Origin of the sequence: Ralstonia edaphi (assembly GCF_958350185.1) — a bacterium.
Taxonomy (GTDB): domain Bacteria; phylum Pseudomonadota; class Gammaproteobacteria; order Burkholderiales; family Burkholderiaceae; genus Ralstonia; species Ralstonia edaphi.
The window spans coordinates 87,718-107,975 of the sequence record NZ_CATWHI010000004.1 but is presented as its reverse complement, the minus strand read 5'-3'; the positions used below and the strand labels follow the sequence as shown (position 1 = coordinate 107,975).

The window sequence follows — 20,258 nt, the reverse complement described above, 5'->3', positions numbered from 1 at the left end:
GATGTGCCGGATGCGCTTGTTGCTGGCGGCAGCCATGCTGGTCATGAGCGCATCCACCGAAGCCGCAGGGCCGGTGGGCGCCATGCCTCCCGGCCCTGTGCCTTTGTATGGCGTGACGGTGGATGCGGTGGACAACATGCCTGCTGTGGTTGATGCACTGTTGCACCTGTCGCGCACGCCCACGGTGCGCGTCGTCTTCGATGAGGGCATGGATGCGCCGCATTACGTCGGGCCGGTGGCCGCCATCCGCGACGTGGCATATGTGATGGGTGAGCTCGTGGATTCCTCCACGCTCAAGCAATACACCACGCCGCAACTGCGCGAGCGCGCCGCCGCTTACCTGCACGCGCTCGGCAGCAACGTCGACGTCTGGGAGATCGGCAACGAAATCAACGGCGACTGGACCGGCACCACGCGCGACGTCGTCGACAAGACGATGGCCGCTTACGAGGTCATCAAAGCGGGCGGTAGCCGCACGGCGCTCACGCTCTACTACAACGAGGGATGCGCCGAACAGCCGTCACGGGCGATGTTCGATTGGGTGCAGCGGAACCTGCCGCCACGCCTGCGCGATGGGCTGGACTACGTGTTCATCAGCTTCTATGAAGACGACTGCAAGATCGCGCCGCCCGATTGGAACGCCGTGTTCGCCCGCCTGGGAGAACTGTTTCCGCACGCCGCGCTCGGGTTTGGTGAAGTCGGTACGCGGCATGCCGCACGCAAGGCGGCGCTTGTCGCGCATTACTACGGGCTTGCGATCACGCATCCGCGGTTTGTGGGCGGGTATTTCTGGTGGTACTTCCGGCAGGACATGGTGCCGCGCTCCAGGCCCCTGTGGCGCAGCCTCGACGCGGCGTTTCTCGGCATGCCTGCAGCGGTCAGCCGCTAGCCCGCGCATTGACGCGCTGGCTGCTGCCTGTTGATTTGCGGTCGGCAAGCTCTTCCGGTCCGACCGGCTCACCGTCACGGCGCACCAGCTGGATCGTGCGCGTGGGCAGGGCGAACGAGGTGCCCAGATTCTCCAGCCCTTCCAGGATCGTCAGGTTGATGCGCTGCTGGATATCCATGTACAGGTTGAAGTCCGGATCGGTCACGAAATACACGACTTCGAAGTTCAGCGCGTTCTCGCCAAACTCCTTGAAGTGCGCGCGATCGAAGCGCGTGTTGCCCGCGGCTTCCACGGCACGGCGCACGATGTCCGGAATCTTCTGCAGCTGCGCGGCGCGCGCATCGTAGGTCACCCCAAAGGTGAAGACGATGCGTCGTTCCGACATCCGTTTGTAATTGTGAATCGTGCTCTTGAGCAGCGCCGTGTTGGAAGCGATGATCTCTTCGCCCGACAGGCTGCGGATGCGGGTGGTCTTGAGCCCCACGTTCTGGACCGTGCCGGCGATCGATTCGAAGACGATGAAGTCGCCGATCTCGAACGGCTTGTCCAGCCCGATCGCCAGCGACGCAAACAGGTCGCTCAAAATGCTCTGCACCGCCAGCGCCACCGCCACGCCGCCCACCCCCAGGCTGGCGACGAAGGCCGTGATGTTGACGCCGACATTGGCGAGGATGGCCAGCAGCAGCATCGACCACAACGCAAACCGCAGCACCCACGCCGTCATTGACGTGATCACCGGGTTGCGGGTGGCGTGGGTCTGTGTCGACAGCCGGTCGCGTGCCCACAGCTTCACGCCGCGGTTGAGCCACAGTGCAATCTGAAAGCCGATGATGACGAACCAGATGTGGTCGAGCTTATTGGCAATGCGCGTGGGCAGATCGATGAAGTACGAACCGGCAAGCAACGCGGCCAGTGCAATGAAGAGCGGATGCGTATCGCGCAGCACTGCGGTGACGAGAATGTCAAAGCGATGACCGGTACGGCGGGCGCGCGCATCAAGGCGGTTGCAGATGAGGCGCAACACGCTTGAGAGCACTGCATACGCGGCGATGACAGTCAACGTGGCGGCGGCCCAATCGCGGGCCGGCACGCGCAGGAAGGTGTGGGCGTTGAGCCACTCCATGGGTTTCTCCGTGCAGACAACACGGATGCTGCGCCGCACATAGCGTGCCTGCGCTACGGCCGCAGCGCTGCCGCCGGGTCGGCGTCAGTCGATACACACACGCGGTTGCGACCCTGACGCTTGGCTTCCATCAGGCCGAGATCGGCTTCGGCCAGCAGGCGCGCAAGGTCTTGCCCGGGGCGCAGCGGTGCGGCCCCTGCGCTTACAGTCAGCGGCCCCACGGGCGTTTGCGTGACAGCCACCGCAGTCTTGAGCCGGTCCACCACGGCAAGCGCGCCAGTCAGTCCGCAGCCGGGTAGCAGCACGGCGAATTCGTCGCCACCCAGACGGCCGAACAGATCGCCCGGACGCAGCACGCCCGCCAGCGCATCAGAGAGTGCGACGAGCGCTTCGTCACCGGCGGCGTGTCCCCACGTGTCGTTGATGGATTTGAAGTGATCGACGTCGAGGTACAGCGCGCACAGCGGCTCGCCATGATGCTGCGCGCGCTCGACCGCGAAGCTGCCGAGTTCAAAGAAGCGCTGCCGCGCGAGCATGCCGGTCAGGTGGTCGGTGTTGGCGCGCTCGGCCAGGCTGCGTTCGGCCGCGAAGTGCCGGGCCATCGCGCGCAACAGGTAATGGTGAATGACCGCGGCTGCAGCAATGCAGATCGGCAGATAAAGCACCAGACCGAGCCAGCCGTGGCGGATTGCCGCGGCGGGTTCTGGCGCGATCAGTAGCGCGACGATGGGCCCGGCCGTGCACAGCGCCATGGCAATGCAGAAATCGCGTCGGGTGAGCCACGCGGGGCTGGTGGCAAGCGGCATCAGGTAGAACGCCGGCAGGACCCATTGAAGCCCCGCCTGATGACCGAACGCGATGATGGCGATTTCCTCTGCCAGCAGGTGCGTCAGCGCCAGCGGCCCCCACATGCCGGTATGCCGATACCGCTGTGCGATCACCACGATCGCCAACAGCAGCCCGAGCAGCGCAAGCAGCGGCTCGGGCCGAGGCAACAGCCCGACCGACCAGCCGAGCATGATCGCGAAGGCGTAACCGAGCACGCCGCATTTGCTCAGCGCGAGGATCATCGGCACGAAATGGCGCGCCTGATAGTCACGCGAGGGCGTGCGGGCGTCGGGCAGGTCGGAGGCGGTGGGCAGGTTCGCGCTCAAGGCAGGACAAGAAAGGCCTTCTGACGCGACGGGATGATGCGGGCGCGGGCGTGGCCGGATTACGCAACAAAGCGCGCATTCTAATGGCGGCGGCCCACCCCGTGCGCGGATTTTTAGTGCGGGAATCCCGCAAGGTGCGTATCAGCCTGCCAGCACCTGCCACACCAGCCACACATTGGCGACGCTGATGCCGATGAATAACGTCCACGCCAGCCACGACGTGAATCGGCTGCTCACAAACACGCCCATCAGCGTGCGGTCGCCCGTCATGCGGATCAGCGGAAACATCGCAAACGGCAACTGCAGGCCGAGCACCACCTGACTGATGACCAGCAGCTTGCCGATGGCGTGGTCGCCCAGCATCGCCACGCCGATGAACGCGGGAATCAACGCCAGGGCCCGCGTGATCAACCGCCGCTGCCAGCAGGGAATGCGCAAATCGAGGAAGCCCTCCATGAGGATTTGCCCCGCGATGGTGCCGGTAAAGGTCGAGCTTTGCCCCGCCGCCAGCAACGCGATACCGAACAGCAACCCCGCCAGCGCCGTCCCCACGATGGGCTCCAGCAGGTGATAGGCATCCTGGATGTCCGCCACGTTCTGATGGCCATGCGCGTTGAATGCCGCTGCGGCCAGGATCAGGATCGCGCCGTTCACGAGCAGCGCCAGCCCCAGCGACACGATGGTGTCCAGCCGCGACAGGCCGATGGCCTCGCGCTTGGCGGCTTCCGTGCTGGCCGTCATGCGGGTCTGCACGATGGATGAATGCAGGTACAGGTTGTGCGGCATCACCGTCGCGCCCAGGATGCCGATCGCCAGGTACAGCGGCTCGCGCTGGCTCACGGCCTGCCACGACGGCATCAGCCCGGCCGCCACCGAAGGCCAATGCGGCTTGATGAGCACCAGTTCAACGAAGTAGCACAGCCCGATCGTCAGAATGAGCCCCAGCACGATGGCTTCCAGCTGGCGGAAGTTCTTGCCCTTCAGGCCCAGCACGATCAGCGTGTCGAGCGCGGTGAGCGCCACGCCCCAGAGGATCGGCACACCCAGCAGGAGGTGGAAGGCCAGCGCGCAACCGAGCACCTCGGCCAGGTCGCAGGCAATGATGGACAGCTCCGCCAGCAGCCACTGCACGCGCAACGCGCCGGGCTGATAGCGGTTGCGCGACGCGCGCGCCAGGTCCATGCCGGTGACGATGCCCAGCCGCGCTGACAGGCACTGCAGCACCATCGCCGCCAGGCTGGAGAGCACCACCACGAATAGCAGCGCATAACCGTAGCGCGAACCGGCTTCGATGTCGGTGGCCCAGTTGCCCGGGTCCATATAGCCGACCGACACCAGCAGCCCGGGCCCCGCAAAGCGCAGCAGCTTCTTCCACAGCGGTAGGCCGGGCGGGACGGCAACGGTGCCGCGCACCTCTGAAGGACAGAAGGGCGCGGTGGCGGTGGTGGGCAGGCGGAACATGCGCGGTGGCTTTAAGGAAAATGCAATCGGAATTTCGGAATGATAGCTAAATACCGCGTTGCACGCCCGACGCCGCGTCCGGTATGTGTTCGTGGGGCGACTTCCTCGTCACGTGTCTCCACACATTTAAGGCAAAGCTCAGTCCGTTGCGGTAGATTTCGACCTTCGCCGGCGCCTGTTTTCCAGGTGCCGGTTGTCCGTTTACCGTCATTACCGCCGCCGAGATTCCCGCGCATGAACGCCATCCTCCTTATCGAAGACGATTTGCCGCTGGGCACTGCGCTGGCCCGCGCGCTGCGTCAGGCCGGCTACAACGCGACCTGGGTGCGCCGCCTGGTCGACGCGCAGAAATGGATCACCACGAACACCTTCGAAGCCATCGTGCTCGACCTGGGTTTGCCCGATGGTGAGGGCCATACGTTCCTGGAAGAACTGCGCGCGGCGCACAGCGACGTGCCCGTCATCATTGCGAGCGCGCGCGATGCGCTGTCGGAACGCCTGAAGGGACTCGATTCCGGCGCGGACGATTTTCTGGTCAAGCCGTTTCCCGTGGACGAACTCATCGCCCGCCTGCGCGCCGTGCTGCGTCGCCATGCCGGGCAGAGCACCAATCAGTGGAACGTCGGCAACCTGGTGGTGGAGCCCTCGCAGAAGCGCGTGACGCAAGAGGGCCAGGTCATCGAACTCACGCCGCGCGAATATCAGCTGCTGCTTGAACTTGTGCGTCGCGCCCACCGCTGGGTGCCGCGCGAAACGCTGATGGATGCGCTCTATCGTGAGGGCGACAGCGTCAGCGCCAACGCGCTCGAAGTCGTCATCCACCACCTGCGCCGCAAGCTCGGCAACGAAACCATCCAGACCATTCGCGGTGTCGGCTACATGATCGGCGGCAACCGCGGGGCCGCCCAATGAAGCTGGCGGTTCCAGCCATCCTGCGGGTTCGCTCGCTGTCGTTTCGCCTGTATGTGCTGATCCTGCTGGCGCTGGTGTTGATGCTGCTGGTGCAGCTCGTCATCGCGCATCTGGAAATCTCGCGCACCAACAGCCGCCAGGTGGTGAGCGATCTGCGCATGTCGGCGCAGGCCTATGCGGATCTCACCACGCTCAACATGGATGACGTGCCGCGCCGCGAAGAATTCCTGCGCCGCCTCACCGACATCAAACTGGGCTTGTCGCTGCCCAACATCCTGCCGGGCGAATTCCGCTACGTGCTGTGCGATCGCGCCGGCAACGTCATCACCGCGTTGCCCGGTGCGCCCACCATGCCATGCGGCAAGGCGCACGGCACCGTCGTCGAGATCATGCTGGAAGGCAAGCCGTGGCGCAGCTACACGGTCGACAGCGTCGACGGCAAGATTTCCGCCACGGTGGCGCAGCCGCTGACGGCCTACGAGCGCGCCATCCGCGATCTGTTCCAGGAAGTGGCGGTAGCGCTGGCCATCCTGGCGAGCGCGCTGATGGTGATGGTCGGCTGGGCCGCGCACCAGGGCCTCAAGCCCCTGCGCACGCTGACGCGTCAGGTCGAGGCGCGCGACTCCGCCGACCTCGACCCCGTGCAGAGCGTGGAACATGCGGAGCTGAAACCGCTGGTCGAAGCCTTGAACGGCTTGTTCGCGCGCGTGCGTCGCGGCATCGAGGCGGACCGCCGTTTCTTTGCCGATGCCGCGCACGAACTGCGCACGCCGCTCGCCGCCATTCAGGCGCAAGCGTACGTCGTGTCGCATTCCGACAGCGAAGACGATCGTTCGACCGCGCTGCGCGAATTTGATCGCGGCATCTCGCGCGCAACGCAGTCTCTGGCAAAGCTGCTCGCCATTGCGCGTCTGGACGCCCGCCGCGTGGAGGCGCAACTTGCGCAGGGCGCGTTGTCCGACCTGGCCGGCTGCGCGCGCAGCGGCGTGATCCAGCAGGCGTCGCGCGCCGAACGTCGCAACATCACGCTGTCGTACGACGGCGCCAACCAGGCGTGGGTTTCGGTGTCGCATGAAGACGCCGCGACGCTGGTGGAGAACGTGCTCGACAACGCCGTACGCGAAACACCCAACGGTGGCGAGGTGCGCGTGGCCGTCAAGCGCATCGAGCAAGCCGGCGCGCCGATGGTCGAACTGCGCATTGAAGATTCCGGCCCCGGTATCCCGCCCGACGAGCGCGATCGCGTGTTCGAGCGTTTCTACCGCCCGCGTACCAGCCAGTCGCAGGGCAGTGGCCTGGGCCTGGCGATCGTGCGCCGCATCGTTGAATTGGGGAATGGCTCGGTGGCCATCGAAGACGGCCTGGTGCACGCAGAAGGCAGGGGCTGCGCGATCGTGATCCGCCTGCCTGCGCTGGATTCCGCGCCCGAGCCGATCGAGCCCGATGATGCGCCTCCCGGCATGGCCGACACGCCCAGCCATTGATTGGCGTACCGGCCGTGCCTTCGCTCCTGCCTCGGCTCAGTAACCGACCGTGAAACGCTGGCGCGGGTGCGCCGGCTTTTCCGTTTCGTCGAGGAAGGCGATGGCGTAGTCCTCCATCGAGATCCACGGCTTGCCGTTCGCATCTACCAGCAGCGAATCCTTGCCGACGCGGAAGCGCCCCGTGCGCTCGCCCGGCTCGAAAATGGCCGACGGCGAAACGAACGTCCAGTTCAGCTCGGTTTCCTTGCGCAGCGCATTGAGGAAATCGCGGCCGGCCGAGGCTTCTTCAAAGTACTCTTTGGGAAACTGCGGCGTGTCGATCAGCGCGACGCCCGGTGCCACTTCGAGGCTGCCGGCGCCACCCACGACCAGCAGGCGCGGCACGGCGGCCTTCTTCACCGCCCCCACGATCTGGTCGGCATTGGCCTGCAGGAAACGCACGGTGCTGTAGGCCACATCGTTGCCGGCAAGCGCGGCCACGAGCGCCGCCTGGTCAGCCACGTCGACATCCTTGGTCGTCAGGCCGGCACGCGCCGGCAGCTTCGAGGCGGTGCGCGCAATGGCCGTCACCTGGTGGCCGCGGCGCAGCGCTTCGTCGATCAGGCGGGTGCCCACGCGCCCCGTGGCGCCGATGATTGCGATCTTCATGGTCAATTCCTTGTGGTTGGTCTGGGTGGTTGAAACGTTATATGTAATTAATTCAGTTACATATAGGGATAAAAAAATAGGCCGACATGCGGCCCGGCTAGGCCCGACGGCGGCGGCGCTGCGCGTGCCCTACCTCGCTGAGAATGCTGGCGATGGTCTGCGCAGCCAGCTCGGCTTCCAGCGCGGCCTGCGCGCGCTCCGTCACGCGCTCCAGCACGCCGGTGATCTCGCGGCCGACCTCGCACGCCGGGTTGGGCGTGTTGGGCGGCAGCGCAATCAGCACCGGAGATTCCACCACACGAAAGACGTCGAGCAGCGTGATGCGATCTGCCGGCCGCGCCAGCGTGGCGCCGCCTGTTGCGCCCATCTGCGAGGTCACAAAGCCAGCGTCCGCCAACTGCGCCACCAGACGCCGGATCAGCGCCGGGTTCGTGCCCACGCTGCCAGCAATGAGCGAAGACGGCACCGGCCCCTCCGCGCTGGCAAGCAGGGTGAGGATATGCACGGCGACGGCAAAGCGGCTGCTGGTAGACATGGAGTTAGGCGCCAAAGTGTAACCATTTTAGATACACTTTGGCGCGCAGTCAACCCGGCAATCAGACGTGCATTTCAGAAGGCTGCGCCCAATGCCGCCGCCCGCGCTTTGGCATCGGCCTTGGTCGCCGCCAGCAGATCGGGCGCCGTGAGCGTGGGGGCGGCGCTGATTTCGGTCACGTCTTCAATGCCGAGAAAACGGAGCCAGCGGCGCAGATAGGGCTTCTGGAAATCGTCCGGCGATTCGCTGGCACCCTCCGTGTGTGCGGCGTACGCCCCAGCGCTGGCGTAGATGAGCGCCGCCTTCTTGCCCGAGAGCAGCGCCTGATAGCCCGTGGCGGGCGACCAGTTCCAGTTCTGCCCCGGCAGCGTCACCACATCAATGAAGTGCTTGAGCCGATACGGCACACCGAAATTCCACATCGGTACGGAAAAGAGGTAATGGTCGGCCGCGTTGAACCGCTGCGCTAGCGCCACGGCGCGCTGCCATTGCGCACGCTGCTCCGGCGTCGCGCTCTGGGTGCGCAAGACGGCAAACTTGGCGCCGATCATGTCGGCGTCGAACTCGGGCAGGTCGATGTCCCGGCTCCACAAGTCGATCGTGTCCATCTCGTGGCCGGGATGCCCGGTGCGGTACGCGTCGAGAAAATGCTTGGCCACGTCGATGGAGTGGGACAGCGTTTTCATGGGTGAAGCTTCGATATAAAGCAGGCGGGTCATGATGGGCTCCTGATACGTTTTACGCAGCGTTGAAGAAGTTGAGGCCCACCGTGCCGGCAATCACCAGCCCGATGCAGGCCAGGCGCGCGGGCTGCATGCTCTCGCCAAAGAGCACGATGCCCAGCACCGTCACGCCCACCGAGCCGATGCCCGTCCAGATGGCGTAGGCCGTGCCGGCGGGCAGGCCGCGCATGGCATGCGTGAGCAGGAAGACGCTCGCAAGCGCCGTCACGATGCCGAGCACGCTGGGGATGGGGCGCGTCCACCCTTGCGCAAATTTGAGCGAGACCGCCATGGCGATCTCCACAGCCCCGGCTGCCAGCAGCCAGAGCCAGGCGGTTTGAAGCATGGGACCTCCGAGATGTCCGCTGCCGGGCCGGCAAGCGGATGCGTTGCGATGCACCCAGAGTAAGGACGGTGCGGTGCGGCAACAAGTACGCACCTGGAGGTAACCACCATGGGCGGCGCGGGTATGGGTGTCAGGGCATCCGGGCGTCCGGGCGCCCACCAAACGATCTGTGCGCCGCGTCGGCAAAAACGCAATTCGCTGCCGTGTCGCGGCGCCCGATCGGCACCATCGTCGGCACCGCTGCTCCTAAGCTAGACGCCATGCAAGGCGGCTTGCCGCCACCCTTGGATTCATTCTGGCGTTCAACCATTCAGGAGCGTTGTCATGGCCCTTCGGGATTTCAAAGTGCTGACTTTCGACGTCGTCGGAACGTTGATCGATTTCGAGGGCGGCATGCTCGCCTACCTGCGCCGTGCGGTGCCCGACAGCAAGGTCGCCGACGAGGATTTTCTTGGCGCCTACCGGGCCGCGCGCAAACGCGGCCAGACCGAGTGGTACCCCGACGACCTGGTGCCGTGCTGGCACATCGTCGCGCAGCAGCTTGGCTTGCCCGATACCGATGCGCTGGCGCGCGGCTTTCGCGATTCGGTAGCCGAATGGCCGGCGTTTCCCGATTCGGTGGAGGCGCTGCAGCGGTTGGGCAAGCGTTTCAAGCTCGTCACCATGACCAACGCGCAATCATGGGCGCTCGATCATTTCCAGCGGACGCTGGGCGCCCCGTTCGACCTGCTGCTCAGCTGCGACGATGCCCTGTGCGAAAAGCCCGATGCGCAGTATTTTGCCTATGCACGCGGCCGCTATGAAGGCGCGTGGGGCTTCAAGCAGGCCGACAACCTGCACGTGGCGCAGAGCCAGTACCACGACATCGGCATCTCGAAACGCCTCGGCATCACCACCTGCTGGATCGAGCGCCGGCACGGCATGAAAGATTCCGGCGGCACCATCGAATCCGAGCACACCGTGCCGGATTACCACTTCCATACGCTCGCCCAGTTGGCCGATGCGGTCGAGGCTGGAGAATGAAGCGCGACGACATTGCCGGGCCGGTCGCCGATCTGCTGCCGGACCTCGTGGCCCTGCGCCGCGATCTGCATGCGAATCCGGAACTCGCCTACGAAGAACACCGCACGGCGGGCATCGTCGCGCAGTCGCTGCGTGTGCTAGGTCTGGCGGTGGAAGAAGGCATCGGCGGCACCGGCGTGGTGGGCACGCTGCGTGGCGGCCGGGGCACGCGCAGCGTTGCGCTGCGCGCCGACATGGACGCGTTGCCGATGGTGGAGCTGGGCCGCACAGCGCACGCGAGCCGCATGCAGGGCAAGCACCACGGCTGCGGGCATGACGGGCACACCAGCATGCTGATCGGCGCTGCCCGCGAGCTTGCGCGAACGGGCGTGGACGGCACGGTCCACTTCATCTTCCAGCCGGCCGAAGAGGGCCAGGCCGGCGCGCGCCGGATGATCGAAGACGGCCTGTTCGAGCGTTTTCCGTGCGACAGCGTCTATGCGCTGCACAACTGGCCGGATCTGCCGCTCGGTCATGCGCAGACACGGCCCGGCCCGATCATGGCGGCGGCAGACCGGTTCGACATCACCGTGCGCGGACGTGGCGGACATGCGGCCCAGCCTCACCACACGCCGGATGCCATCCTCGCCGCCAGCCAGCTGGTGGCGCAACTGCACACCATCGTGTCGCGCCGGATCGATCCAAACGAATCGGCGGTGTTGTCCGTCACACGCATCGAAGGTGGGCACAGCCACAACGTGCTGCCGGCCGAGGTGCGCATCACCGGCACCGTACGCAGCTTCGATGCGGTATCGCAGGATCGCATCGAGGCGGCGCTGCGGGACACAGCCAACGGCATCGCGCTGGGCAGCGGCACGCAGGTAGAGGTGGATTACCGCCGCTATTACCCGGCGACCATCAACACGCGGGCCGAAGCGCTGCTCGCGTTGGATGCGGCGCAGGCGATCGGCCTGGAGGCTGCAGAGGCGCCACGCGCTGCCTTCACCTCTGAAGACTTTGCCTTCATGCTGCAGCGCAAGCCCGGCGCCTATCTCTGGCTCGGGCAGGGACGTGCCGATGCCGGCCCCGATGGCGAATACCCGCTGCACCACCCGTGTTACGACTTCAACGACGACGCGTTGCCGCTGGGCGTGCGCTGGTTCTGCGAGGTGGCCCGTCGCGCATTGGTCGCCGTTCCATCTGCTTCTTGAACTGCGGCCATGCGCGTCGCCCTTCCGATATTGCGGCCTTAGAAATCCGCGACCTTGCCCCAGGCCGAGTGCTTGAAGCGCGCCGGGTCGTACGGGGCCGGGTCGAAGATCGGCTTTTCGCCGGTCACCAGATCGGCAATCAGGTGGCCGGCGCCGGGGCCGATACCGAAGCCGTGGCCCGAGAAGCCCGCGGCCAAAATGAACCCAGGAATCTCCGGCACCTCGCCGATACCGGGCACCCCGTCCGGCGTGTTGTCGACGAAACCGGCCCAGGCGTTGGCGATGCCCGCTCGGCCCAGCACCGGCAGCAGTTCGACGGCGCGGTTGTAGGTTTGCTTGACCGCTGCCGCATCGGGCCGTGGGTCGAGAATGCGCATGCGCTCCATGGGCGTAGGGGCATCGAGCCGCCACCGCGCGAGTGTTTCGTGGCCTGCGCGAATGCCTTCCAGGCCGCCCGGGAACACATTGCGCCAGCGCTTGGCGAACATCGGCAGAAACTGCGGCGCGAAGCGCAGCAGCTGTGCCGTCGGGTCCACGCGTCCGCGTCCGCTGATGGCCAGGTTGTAACTGCCATCGCTACGGCGGGTGATGGATACGCGTGCAGTGTGCAGAGCGTCAGGCACCGGTTCGGTCACCCCCGTCACACGCACGATGGACTGGCGAACGGTCGCCTGCGGAAAACGAATGCCCAATTGGCGACAGAACGACGATGCCCACGCGCCGCCTGCAAACACCACAGTGCGGGTCTTGATGGTTCCGGCTTCCGTGACGACGCCGCTCACGCGGCCGCCCTCGATCTCAATGCCGCGTGCAGCGCAGTTCTGGTGCACGGTGCCGCCGCGCTTCATGAGCGCAGCGGCCACTGCTGGCGCCGCCTTGGCAGGGTCGGCCGTGCCGTCGCTCGGTGAGAACACGCCACCCTTCCACGCGCGACCAGTGAGCCGCCCCCGCTCGGACGCTTCTTGGCTGCTCAGCATGTGCGTGGTCACGCCAGCCGTCTTCGCGAAATCGCGCCACTTCGTCCAGCGGGCAAGTTCTTCTTCGTCGTTGCTGAGATAGAGCAGGCCGCAGCGGCGGAAACCCGTATCTTCGCCCGTGTCGGCGGCAAACTGCTCCCACAGTTCGAGGCTCTTTGTGGCCATCGGCAGCTCGCGCGCATCGCGGTTTTGCTGTCGGCACCAGCCCCAATTGCGGCTCGACTGCTCGGCCCCGATGCGGCCTTTTTCGACCACGGCCACCGACACGCCGCGCCTGGCCAGGTAGTAAGCAGCAAAGACGCCGATGATGCCGCCGCCGATCACGACGACGTCGGCCTGCGCTGGAAGGGAAGAGGCGCTCTCGATGTGGCGCAACGGTTGAGACATGACTCGCTTTCCTCGTTCGTTCAGGCCTGGGCGTTTTGCACCACGTAGAACTTGGCGACGCGCTTTGTGCTCTGCCATCCGATGGCGGCGCCTTGCGGCACGAAGATGGCATCGCCGGCACCCACGGACAGCACGCTGCCATCCGGGCCAGCGAACTGCACACCGCCGTCAAGCACGTACATGAACTCGTTGACCGGATGCGGGCGCACGATGCGGTGATACGGCGTCGAGTCCCAGGTGCCGGCGCGGTATTGCGTTGGCTCGTCGGTGAAGACGTTGTCGCTGCGGCACTGCGGAACCGGCCCGATCAGCACTTCCGGCGCCGGGCCGCCCGAGGGTTTGAAATCCGCATCGGCGTGCAGCGGGATGAGCGCCGGCGTGGTCGGTGTGTTGATGACAGCAGCGCAGAACACGAATCGAACGCCCGTGGCAGCCTCGATGCGCACGGCCGTGCCGGATGCGATGACCGCGCCCGCGCCCGGGCCGATCACGTGCGGTGCCGAGCCCGGCGCCGTGAGCGTCAACTCGCCCTCCACGACGGCGAGCGTCTCGGTATGGGGAAAGCTCGCGACATCCCGTTCGCCGACAAAGCTCGCCCGGCCGGCGCGCATCGCGTTGGGCCCTTCCCAGGCAATCTCCCGTTCTTGCGCGAAGGGGTCGTCGGGGTTCAGGGCGGCAGGCCGGAACGCGGTTGAGATTGGGGCGCCGTCGGCGCGATGCAGCATCAGGGCGGTTGTCATGCAGGGTTGGTCCTCACCGCATCCAGCAGTGGACTCGGTTTCGAGGGCGTCAGCGTTGGTTGGGAAAGAGCCGTTCGATCGGACAGTGCGTTTTGATGAACGGCGATTTGATGACGATGTAGCTGAAATATTTGGCAATGCCGATGTTGCGCTCCAGCAGCTCTTCAATCACCTCCTGGTAGTGATTGACGCCGCGCGTGATGAAGCGCAGCAGGTAGTCGTAGCCGCCGGAGAGCAGGTGGCATTCGAGCACCTCGTCCACCTCGCGGATGGCCGCTTCAAAGCGCACGAAGGTTTCGCGGTGGTGGTCCGACAGCGTGACTTCGGTGAAGACGGTCAGCGTGTCGCCCAGCTTTTCCAGGCGGATGTGCGCGCCGTAGCCGGAGATGTAGCCGGCTTGCTCCAGGCGCTTGACGCGGATCAGGCACGGGCTGGGCGACAGGCCCACGGCATCGGCCAGGTCCACGTTCGTCATGCGCCCGTTCTTCTGCAGTTGGGCGAGGATGCGCAGGTCCAGACGATCGATCTTGAGAGCTTCGGTCATGGCAGGGGCGAAGGCGTGGAGATAGATCCGATTCTGCGGCAGCCGGTGTCTTTTGTGTCAGCTTGTTGGGGCCTGTTGCTACCGGTTGCATCAGGCAAGCGCCGCACGCACGGCCGGCATGGCCAGCACGTCGTCGAGCGTCTTTTTCAGTCGCGCGAAGAGTTGTGCGAACTCGTCTTCGGTGTAGGTCAGCGCGGGGGCGAAGCCGAGGATGTTGTCGCCAAACGCCCGGAACACGAGACCGTTGCCATAGGCAGCCGAGGCAATCAAATTCGGCAGGCCAAGTGCGGCATCGAAGCCGCGCTTGGTGGCCTTGTCGCTCACAAGTTCGAGTGCGCCCAGCAGGCCGCGGTGGCGCGAGTCGCCCACCAGCGGGTGCGCAAGCAGCCCATCGAGCCCGGCCGCAAAACTGGCCGCGCCGCGCTGGCCGTTGGCGAGGATGCCGCCTTCTTCGTACAGACGCAGCACTTCGAGCGCCACCGCCGCGCTCACGGGGTGCGCCGAGTATGTGGCGCCGTGGCCGATCGGTACACCGGCGGGCGCGCCGTCGGCAATGCCGGCGTAGATCTGATCGGAAATCAGCGTCGCACCCATCGGCACGTAGCCTGCCGTGAGGCCCTTGGCCATCGTCATGATGTCGGGGTCGACGCCTTCGGCATCGCAGGCAAACATCGGGCCGGTGCGGCCAAAACCGGTGATGACTTCATCCACGACGAACAGGATGCCGAGTTCGCGCGTGGCGTCGCGCATGGCTTTGAGCCAGCCCTTGGGCGGGACGATCACGCCGCCGGAGCCCTGGATGGGCTCGCAGAAGAACGCGGCGACGTTGTCTGCGCCCAACTCGGCCACCTTGGCGCGCAATGCCGCCACCGAAGTGTCGATGATGCCTTGCGCATCCGCCGGGTTGGCCGCGCGGTATGGGTTGGGCGAGGGGATGTAATGCTGCGTCGGCAGCGGCAGATCGAAGCCGCGATGGAACGCCGGCAGCGCCGTCAGCCCCGCACCCGTGGACGACGAGCCGTGATACCCGCGCTCCAGCGAAATGAAATGTTTCTTCGCCGGCTTGCCGATGGCATTGAAGTACTGGACGATGAAACGCACCGCTGCATCCACCGCCTCGGACCCACCCAGCGTGAGATAGACGTGATTGAGCGAGCGCGGCGTGATCTGCACGAGCTTGTCGGCCAAGCGGATGGCGGGCTCGCTGCTGAAGTGAAAGTAGCCGGTGGCGTAGGGCAGGCGGCGCATCTGCTCGGCGGCGGCCTGCACCACGCTCTCCTGGCCGTAGCCGACGTTGACGCACCAGAGGCCCGCAAAGGCGTCGAGCAGTTCGTTGCCATGCGCGTCAGTCAGCCACGCACCGCGTCCGGATGTCAGCACGGTCGGCCCGCGTTGCTCGTGGGTGCGCCAGGCCGCGACCGGGTGAATCAGGTGCGCGCGGTCGATGGCGTCAAGCGAGGCAAGTTGGGGCAGATCGGTGAGCTGGGTCATGGCAGAGTCCGTTCGTGCAGTGAAGGCAATCAATGGACTCAAGAGTAGGCTGTGCGGCCTGAGGCTTGGTGCTGCTTTGCGCGGGAAGAACGCAGCGTGCTGCTGTTGTTCGGCGCGCAGCAGCAGATCGTGCGGCGCGCCGTTTGATGCATGGTTTCAGTAGCCGCGCGAGCGGTCCACCAGCCCGACCATGGGTTCACCGGCGGTGAAGCGGCGCAGGTTGTCGATGACCACCGCTGCTGCGGAAAGCGGCTGCGTCATGCTGGCAATGTGCGGTGTGATGTGGACGCGCGGATGGCGCCACAACGCATGGCCCGCAGGCAGCGGCTCCGGGTCGGTCACGTCGAGCATGGCTTCGCTGAGCTGCCCACTGTCGAGCGCTGCAAGCAGATCGTCGTTCACCAGCTGCGGGCCGCGGCCCACGTGCACCAGCGCGGCGCCTTGCGGCAACTGCGCAAACAATGCTGCGTTGAGCACGCCGCGCGTGGCATCGGTCAACGGCATCAGGCAGATCAGGATGTCGGTGCGCGCCAGGAAGGCTGCCTGTTCGTCTTGCCCGGCAAAGCACTGCACGCCGTCGATGGCATGGCGCGATCGGCTCCAGCCCGCGCAGTCGAAACCGAAATCCTGTAACTGCGCCAGCACGGCCTGCCCGAGCGAGCCGAGTCCCAACACGCCAATGCGGCGTTCATTGGCCGGCCGCACCGGCAGCGGCCGCCATTGCTCGGCCTGCTGCTGGCGGCGGTAGGCAGGAATATCGCGGTGCAGGCTCAGCACGGCATGCGTGACGTACTCCACCATGCCGCGCACGATGCCGGGCTCGACCATGCGCACCACGGGCAGCGTGGGCGGCAGCGCTGCAAAGTTGAATTGATCGACCCCGGCGCCTGAAGAGAACAGCACCTCCAGGTGCGGAAACTGTGTCGCGATATCGGCAGGCGGCTCCCAGGCTGCAAGAAAGCGCACCCGCAGCGGATCGCCGATGTCGGGCCAGATGCGGAAGTCGATGTCGGGCGCGTGCTGGCGGAACACCTCGGCCCATTGCCGGCCGCGGACGGGGTCGGACTTGTAGAGGAAAGTGGTCGTCACGATACGGTGTTGGCGCGGTGTTCGAGGTTCAGCCCATCGCCTGCGTCACGATGGCAAACAGCGTAGGCCCGCCGGGCGGCGTGGTCAGCGGCGCGCCGCGCACCATGGTGGTGGGGGCGTCCACGCGCAGCAGGCCGATGCTCTCCAGCCACTCGGCCAGGCCGCTGTCGAAATCGATGTCGATGCGGGTGAAGTGGCCGGCGTTGATGCCCGCCAGATGCGCGATCAGCGCCTTGGCGCTCTCGGCGTCCGGGGCGACCACGGGGCCGATGACGTGGCCGCGCCCGAATCGGCGCAGCATCGCGAAGCCGCGTGCCTCGCCGTCGTCATCCAGCACGACGCAGGCGTCTGCGCTGGCGAGCAGATCGTCGATCAGTGCATCGCGCGGCATGCCGCGTGCCTGGGCGTCGAGCCGGCGCAAGTCCTCAGCCTCATTGAGCCCGGCGGGGCGCAATCGCCAGCCTGTGGGCAGGGCGATCAGCGGCGTGGGTTGCGCAATGCCCTGGTGCTGGCGGATCTCGCCGGTGCGCACGAAGCCCAGTCGCTCATAGAGGCCGCGTCCTTCTGCGGTGGCATGCAGCAGCACGGTGTGGTTGTCCAGGCCATCGAGCAGCGCGCTCATCAGGCGATGGCCGATGCGCCTGCCCTGGCAGGCGGGCGTCACGATCACCAGCCCGATGGTGGCGTGGCGCGGGCCCCAGCGCCAACGTTGCGCGGTGGCGATGATCTGGCCGTCGCGCTCGGCGACGATGCCCTCGGCGTGCGCAAAACTCTGCGCCCAGTCGGCCGGGCGGTGCGGCCAGCGCTGCTCTTCTGACAGGGCGTGCGTCTGGGCCAGATCGTCGGCGGTCATCGGACGCAGCACCACGCCGTCGTCGGCGGGCAAGGTCTGGGCAGGTACGGACGAGGAAGACATGGGAGGTTCCTTCCGGCGAAGGATGAAGGTGGCACCGGCACTCATCTTGGACGACATCGCCGCCGGGAGCCAGATCGAATTCGGGTTTGCCCGCAATTTGCAAGCATCGTCTGCGCAGGGTGTGGGTTTCGCAATTCGATGCGGTCGCGGCCCCGGTTACGAAACCAAATGCCGAGCCTTCCTGCCTAGCATCAATGACCTCATTTCGATATGGGTGCCGGGCTTCGGCGCCCCCCAAATTTCGTGGCCAAATTCGACCCCCAGACCATCCGCGTATCCGCCGGCCATTTCATCGGCGGCAGGCTTGTACCCGATACGGGCCGCATCACGGTGCGGCGACCGTCCGACAACGCCGTGCATGCGGAATTGCCGCTGGCGGACGCTTCCATCGTCGACGCCGCCGTGCAGGACGCCTGGCAGGCCTGGCGCACGACGGACTGGGCGCGCCGCGCCCCGCGTGACCGGGCGCGCGTGCTGCGCCGCTGGGCCGACCTGATCGACGCCGACGTGGCCAACATGGCGCCGCTCGAAGCCGTGTGTTCCACGCGCCCGCTGCGCGACGCTGCTGCCTGGGACGTGCCATTCACCGCCGAAGGCCTGCGCTTCTTTGCCGAATATGCCGACAAGCTTGGCGGCGACGTGGCGGCCACGCGGCACGACAACCTCGGCATGGTGGTGGCCGAGCCGTATGGCGTGGTGGGCGCGATCACGCCGTGGAACTTCCCGCTGGTGATGGTCTCGTGGAAAGTTGGTGCGGCGCTGGCTGCCGGCAACGCGGTCGTGCTCAAGCCTTCCGAATTGACGCCTTATTCCGCCATCCGCCTGGCTGAACTTGCCATCGAAGCCGGCGTGCCGCCGGGCCTGTTCAACGTGGTGCAAGGCGACGGCCGCACCACGGGCGACGCGCTCACGCGGCATCCGCTGATCTCCAAGATGACCTTCACCGGCTCGACACGCACCGGCGCCGCCATCATGGCGACCTGCGCCTCGCATGGTCCAAAGCCCGTCACGCTGGAGCTGGGCGGCAAGAGTCCGCAGCTCGTCTTTGCCGACGCGCCGGACATTGACCGGCTGGCGGGCATAGTCGCGGGCGCCATCGCCGGCAACGCGGGGCAGGTGTGCGTGGCCGGCTCGCGTCTGATCGTGCAACGGCAGATTGCCCAGGCATTGATCGAACGCATCACCGCACGCTTTGCCGCGCTGCGGCCCGGCGCCACCTGGGACGACACCGCCACGCTGCCGCCGATCATTTCGGAGGCGCAGGCGGGGCGCATTCTCGACATCGTGGAGCGGTCGCGCGACGCCGGTGCGCAAGTCCGCTGCGGCGGCGGCCTGTTTGGCGATGGCCCCGGCGGGGCGTATTTCCAACCCACGGTGCTCGAAGGCGTACGCGCAGACAACCCTGCGGTGCAGGAAGAAATCTTCGGCCCGGTGCTGACGGTGCAGACCTTCGATGACGAAGAGGAAGGCCTGGCGCTCGCCGCGCACGAACATTACGGTCTGGCCGCCGGCGTGCACACCGCAGACATCGGACGCGCGCTGCGCGCCATGCGCGGCATTGCGGCGGGCACGGTCTGGATCAACCGCTATGGGCGCAGCGCGGATTTCGTCATCCCCACCGGCGGCTATCACCAATCGGGCATCGGCAAGGATCTGGGCCGGCAAGCGGTGGAGGCCAACCTGCGCTTCAAAAGTGTGCTGATCGATTTTGCTGCGACGCACTAGCGTGCCTTGGCGGTGCGCGGGGCACGCCAGCGGTGCAGACCGCATGGCATGCCGCGAGTGCCATCCGAAACAGCAGCTTTCTCATGTGAGACCGCGCATTTCCCTACAACCGTTACGACGCTGCGTGCTTCAATGATTTCGTCATAACCGTGCTGCAAAGACTGCATAACAGCAGCCGCCTTCAGGACCTGAGGACCTCAAACCATGACCTTCCGCCCCAAGTACATCACCTTTGACTGCTATGGCACGCTCACGCGCTTTCGCATGGGCGAGATGACGCGCGAGCTGTTTGCCGATCGCATTCCGGCCGAGCAGATGGAGCAGTTCATTGCCGACTTCACTGCCTACCGCTTCGACGAGGTGCTGGGCGACTGGAAACCGTACGAGGTGGTCCTGAAGAACGCCGTGCGCCGCCTGTGCAAGAAATGGAAGATCCAGTACTTCGACACCGACGGCCAGGCCTACTACGACGCCGTGCCGACGTGGGACCCGCATGCCGACGTGCCGGCAGGTCTGGCCAAGGTGGCCAAGGAAATCCCGCTGGTGATCCTGTCCAACGCCGACGACTCGCAGATCCAGAAGAACGTGGCGATGCTCGGTGCGCCGTTCTACCGCGTGTACACCGCGCAGCAGGCCCAGGCCTACAAGCCGCGCCTGAAGGCCTTCGAATACATGCTCGATTCGCTCGGCTGCAACCCGGAAGACGTGCTGCACGTGTCGTCCAGCCTGCGCTACGACCTGATGTCGGCCGATGACCTTGGCATCGTCAACAAGGTGTTCGTCAACCGCGGCCACGGCCCCGGCAATCCGGCGTACCGTTACACCGAGATCCAGGACATCGGCGGCCTGCCCGGTGTTGTCGGTCTCTAAGCCGCGTCTCCATCGTCGCCCCACATGACCTC

Annotated in this window: 20 protein-coding genes; 7 read left to right on the top strand and 13 right to left on the bottom strand. The window is 66.0% G+C overall.

Going from position 1 to position 20,258, the window contains the following annotated elements:
• The first annotated feature begins 1 nt into the window (after nucleotide 1).
• On the top strand, nucleotides 2-889 hold the full coding sequence (locus tag R2669_RS15325; RefSeq protein WP_316901013.1) for a hypothetical protein: 888 nt from the start codon (nucleotides 2-4) through the stop codon (nucleotides 887-889).
• On the opposite strand, the gene R2669_RS15320 is transcribed toward R2669_RS15325, so the two are convergent.
• The 3 genes from R2669_RS15320 to R2669_RS15310 form a co-directional block, all read right to left on the bottom strand.
• A complete protein-coding gene (locus tag R2669_RS15320; protein ID WP_316901011.1) occupies nucleotides 879-2,012 on the bottom strand; it encodes a mechanosensitive ion channel family protein in 1,134 nt (377 codons plus the stop codon). The two genes, R2669_RS15325 and R2669_RS15320, sit on opposite strands and share 11 nt — an antisense overlap.
• A gap of 53 nt (nucleotides 2,013-2,065) precedes the next feature.
• The gene (locus tag R2669_RS15315; protein ID WP_316901009.1) at nucleotides 2,066-3,166 is read right to left on the bottom strand and encodes a GGDEF domain-containing protein; all 1,101 of its coding nucleotides are present in this window, start codon (nucleotides 3,164-3,166) and stop codon (nucleotides 2,066-2,068) included.
• Nucleotides 3,167-3,307: 141 nt separating this feature from the next.
• Entirely contained in the window at nucleotides 3,308-4,627 is a 1,320-nt protein-coding gene (locus tag R2669_RS15310) for an Nramp family divalent metal transporter (RefSeq protein ID WP_316901007.1), read from the bottom strand.
• 234 nt (nucleotides 4,628-4,861) lie between these two features.
• Between R2669_RS15310 and R2669_RS15305 the strand changes: the two genes are divergently transcribed.
• Both R2669_RS15305 and R2669_RS15300 read left to right on the top strand, forming a co-directional pair.
• Nucleotides 4,862-5,539 (top strand): response regulator, encoded by a 678-nt coding sequence (locus R2669_RS15305; protein ID WP_004631528.1) that lies wholly within the window; start codon nucleotides 4,862-4,864, stop codon nucleotides 5,537-5,539.
• Nucleotides 5,536-7,023 (top strand): ATP-binding protein, encoded by a 1,488-nt coding sequence (locus R2669_RS15300; RefSeq protein ID WP_316901004.1) that lies wholly within the window; start codon nucleotides 5,536-5,538, stop codon nucleotides 7,021-7,023. Before R2669_RS15305 ends, R2669_RS15300 begins: the two co-directional genes overlap by 4 nt.
• A 36-nt stretch (nucleotides 7,024-7,059) precedes the next feature.
• On the opposite strand, the gene R2669_RS15295 is transcribed toward R2669_RS15300, so the two are convergent.
• The 4 genes from R2669_RS15295 to R2669_RS15280 form a co-directional block, all read right to left on the bottom strand.
• Nucleotides 7,060-7,671 (bottom strand): NAD(P)-dependent oxidoreductase, encoded by a 612-nt coding sequence (locus R2669_RS15295; protein ID WP_316901003.1) that lies wholly within the window; start codon nucleotides 7,669-7,671, stop codon nucleotides 7,060-7,062.
• Between the two features lie 97 nt (nucleotides 7,672-7,768).
• Nucleotides 7,769-8,206, bottom strand: a complete 438-nt coding sequence (locus tag R2669_RS15290) for an Rrf2 family transcriptional regulator (protein ID WP_316890776.1) — start codon at nucleotides 8,204-8,206, stop codon at nucleotides 7,769-7,771.
• 74 nt (nucleotides 8,207-8,280) lie between these two features.
• On the bottom strand, nucleotides 8,281-8,925 hold the full coding sequence (locus R2669_RS15285) for an FMN-dependent NADH-azoreductase (protein ID WP_316901001.1): 645 nt from the start codon (nucleotides 8,923-8,925) through the stop codon (nucleotides 8,281-8,283).
• A 19-nt stretch (nucleotides 8,926-8,944) separates the two neighbouring features.
• Nucleotides 8,945-9,274 carry a DMT family transporter gene (locus tag R2669_RS15280; protein WP_024541774.1) on the bottom strand — a complete coding sequence of 110 codons (330 nt, stop codon included), beginning with the start codon at nucleotides 9,272-9,274 and terminating at the stop codon, nucleotides 8,945-8,947.
• A gap of 324 nt (nucleotides 9,275-9,598) precedes the next feature.
• Here R2669_RS15280 and R2669_RS15275 point away from each other — a divergent pair, with 324 nt between their 5' ends.
• Both R2669_RS15275 and R2669_RS15270 read left to right on the top strand, forming a co-directional pair.
• Entirely contained in the window at nucleotides 9,599-10,297 is a 699-nt protein-coding gene (locus R2669_RS15275; protein ID WP_316900999.1) for an HAD-IA family hydrolase, read from the top strand.
• The gene (locus R2669_RS15270; RefSeq protein WP_316900997.1) at nucleotides 10,294-11,487 is read left to right on the top strand and encodes an amidohydrolase; all 1,194 of its coding nucleotides are present in this window, start codon (nucleotides 10,294-10,296) and stop codon (nucleotides 11,485-11,487) included. Before R2669_RS15275 ends, R2669_RS15270 begins: the two co-directional genes overlap by 4 nt.
• Before the next feature lie 38 nt (nucleotides 11,488-11,525).
• On the opposite strand, the gene R2669_RS15265 is transcribed toward R2669_RS15270, so the two are convergent.
• The 6 genes from R2669_RS15265 to R2669_RS15240 form a co-directional block, all read right to left on the bottom strand.
• A complete protein-coding gene (locus R2669_RS15265) occupies nucleotides 11,526-12,851 on the bottom strand; it encodes an NAD(P)/FAD-dependent oxidoreductase (RefSeq protein WP_316900995.1) in 1,326 nt (441 codons plus the stop codon).
• 20 nt (nucleotides 12,852-12,871) lie between these two features.
• The gene (locus R2669_RS15260) at nucleotides 12,872-13,591 is read right to left on the bottom strand and encodes a cupin domain-containing protein (RefSeq protein ID WP_316900993.1); all 720 of its coding nucleotides are present in this window, start codon (nucleotides 13,589-13,591) and stop codon (nucleotides 12,872-12,874) included.
• Nucleotides 13,592-13,640: 49 nt separating this feature from the next.
• Nucleotides 13,641-14,135 (bottom strand): Lrp/AsnC family transcriptional regulator, encoded by a 495-nt coding sequence (locus tag R2669_RS15255; protein ID WP_027679989.1) that lies wholly within the window; start codon nucleotides 14,133-14,135, stop codon nucleotides 13,641-13,643.
• Nucleotides 14,136-14,225: 90 nt separating this feature from the next.
• The gene (locus R2669_RS15250) at nucleotides 14,226-15,626 is read right to left on the bottom strand and encodes an aspartate aminotransferase family protein (RefSeq protein WP_316900992.1); all 1,401 of its coding nucleotides are present in this window, start codon (nucleotides 15,624-15,626) and stop codon (nucleotides 14,226-14,228) included.
• A gap of 156 nt (nucleotides 15,627-15,782) precedes the next feature.
• Nucleotides 15,783-16,715 carry a 2-hydroxyacid dehydrogenase gene (locus R2669_RS15245; protein ID WP_316900990.1) on the bottom strand — a complete coding sequence of 311 codons (933 nt, stop codon included), beginning with the start codon at nucleotides 16,713-16,715 and terminating at the stop codon, nucleotides 15,783-15,785.
• Nucleotides 16,716-16,743: 28 nt separating this feature from the next.
• Nucleotides 16,744-17,631: a GNAT family N-acetyltransferase gene (locus R2669_RS15240; RefSeq protein WP_316900988.1), complete on the bottom strand. Its 888-nt coding sequence runs from the start codon at nucleotides 17,629-17,631 to the stop codon at nucleotides 16,744-16,746.
• 243 nt (nucleotides 17,632-17,874) lie between these two features.
• Between R2669_RS15240 and R2669_RS15235 the strand changes: the two genes are divergently transcribed.
• Entirely contained in the window at nucleotides 17,875-19,356 is a 1,482-nt protein-coding gene (locus tag R2669_RS15235; protein ID WP_147215331.1) for an aldehyde dehydrogenase family protein, read from the top strand.
• 204 nt (nucleotides 19,357-19,560) lie between these two features.
• A complete protein-coding gene (locus tag R2669_RS15230) occupies nucleotides 19,561-20,226 on the top strand; it encodes a haloacid dehalogenase type II (protein ID WP_147215329.1) in 666 nt (221 codons plus the stop codon).
• Nucleotides 20,227-20,258 lie beyond the last annotated feature (32 nt).

Bases quoted from the DNA above. Each gene is read 5' to 3' on its own strand.
- R2669_RS15325 (WP_316901013.1), top strand. From the start codon at position 2: ATGTGCCGGATGCGCTTGTTGCTGGCGGCAGCCATGCTGGTCATGAGC.
- R2669_RS15310 (WP_316901007.1), bottom strand. From the start codon at position 4,627: ATGTTCCGCCTGCCCACCACCGCCACCGCGCCCTTCTGTCCTTCAGAG.
- R2669_RS15285 (WP_316901001.1), bottom strand. From the start codon at position 8,925: ATGACCCGCCTGCTTTATATCGAAGCTTCACCCATGAAAACGCTGTCC.
- R2669_RS15230 (WP_147215329.1), top strand. From the start codon at position 19,561: ATGACCTTCCGCCCCAAGTACATCACCTTTGACTGCTATGGCACGCTC.
- R2669_RS15260 (WP_316900993.1), bottom strand. From the start codon at position 13,591: ATGACAACCGCCCTGATGCTGCATCGCGCCGACGGCGCCCCAATCTCA.
- R2669_RS15240 (WP_316900988.1), bottom strand. From the start codon at position 17,631: ATGTCTTCCTCGTCCGTACCTGCCCAGACCTTGCCCGCCGACGACGGC.
- R2669_RS15270 (WP_316900997.1), top strand. From the start codon at position 10,294: ATGAAGCGCGACGACATTGCCGGGCCGGTCGCCGATCTGCTGCCGGAC.
- R2669_RS15300 (WP_316901004.1), top strand. From the start codon at position 5,536: ATGAAGCTGGCGGTTCCAGCCATCCTGCGGGTTCGCTCGCTGTCGTTT.
- R2669_RS15255 (WP_027679989.1), bottom strand. From the start codon at position 14,135: ATGACCGAAGCTCTCAAGATCGATCGTCTGGACCTGCGCATCCTCGCC.
- R2669_RS15320 (WP_316901011.1), bottom strand. From the start codon at position 2,012: ATGGAGTGGCTCAACGCCCACACCTTCCTGCGCGTGCCGGCCCGCGAT.
- R2669_RS15295 (WP_316901003.1), bottom strand. From the start codon at position 7,671: ATGAAGATCGCAATCATCGGCGCCACGGGGCGCGTGGGCACCCGCCTG.
- R2669_RS15275 (WP_316900999.1), top strand. From the start codon at position 9,599: ATGGCCCTTCGGGATTTCAAAGTGCTGACTTTCGACGTCGTCGGAACG.
- R2669_RS15290 (WP_316890776.1), bottom strand. From the start codon at position 8,206: ATGTCTACCAGCAGCCGCTTTGCCGTCGCCGTGCATATCCTCACCCTG.
- R2669_RS15305 (WP_004631528.1), top strand. From the start codon at position 4,862: ATGAACGCCATCCTCCTTATCGAAGACGATTTGCCGCTGGGCACTGCG.
- R2669_RS15265 (WP_316900995.1), bottom strand. From the start codon at position 12,851: ATGTCTCAACCGTTGCGCCACATCGAGAGCGCCTCTTCCCTTCCAGCG.
- R2669_RS15250 (WP_316900992.1), bottom strand. From the start codon at position 15,626: ATGACCCAGCTCACCGATCTGCCCCAACTTGCCTCGCTTGACGCCATC.
- R2669_RS15280 (WP_024541774.1), bottom strand. From the start codon at position 9,274: ATGCTTCAAACCGCCTGGCTCTGGCTGCTGGCAGCCGGGGCTGTGGAG.